Annotated in this window: 1 protein-coding gene; it reads left to right on the plus strand. The window is 60.4% G+C overall.

Features of this window, described 5'->3' with window-relative positions:
* A partial coding sequence (locus FJV41_RS50310; protein WP_220138010.1) for a hypothetical protein occupies positions 1-339 on the plus strand: 339 nt, incomplete at its 5' end.
* Positions 340-460 lie beyond the last annotated feature (121 nt).

The following is a 460-nucleotide window of genomic DNA, read 5'->3' on the forward strand; positions in this document are numbered from 1 at the left end:
GTGTATAAGAGACAGGTGCGGCGCATGCTGCACGATGCTCGTGCCGGCGGGTGCGGGGGCGCCGTATCGGATACCACTGCCGTTCAGAAGAACGGGCTGAGCGATAAAAAACAACTTTTTTGCGCTGCGCCGCATGCACTGAGATCGGCTGGCATTGATCAGGTGATGAATGCGTTGAAGGGAGGCGGCCACCTGTCCGAACTGGCTGCAAGCTTCTATAGCGGAGGCTACAGCTACACCCATGTGCTGACCACCAAACGGGGCACCCAGTACCGCGTCAGCAAGCAGGTGCTGCGTGGCATCCCCGCCAATGCGACGCAAAGCGATCCGAGCCCCTGAACGATCTCCACGAGAGCGGACATCCGAGCCATGACCCATCGCGCCGTAGTGCAATCCGATGCAGAAATACACTCGCTGGCACGTTTCCAGACTCTCCAGGCGGGGCAGTACTGGCGGGCAC

The organism is Myxococcus llanfairpwllgwyngyllgogerychwyrndrobwllllantysiliogogogochensis (assembly GCF_006636215.1).
GTDB classification, from domain to species: domain Bacteria; phylum Myxococcota; class Myxococcia; order Myxococcales; family Myxococcaceae; genus Myxococcus; species Myxococcus llanfairpwllgwyngyllgogerychwyrndrobwllllantysiliogogogochensis.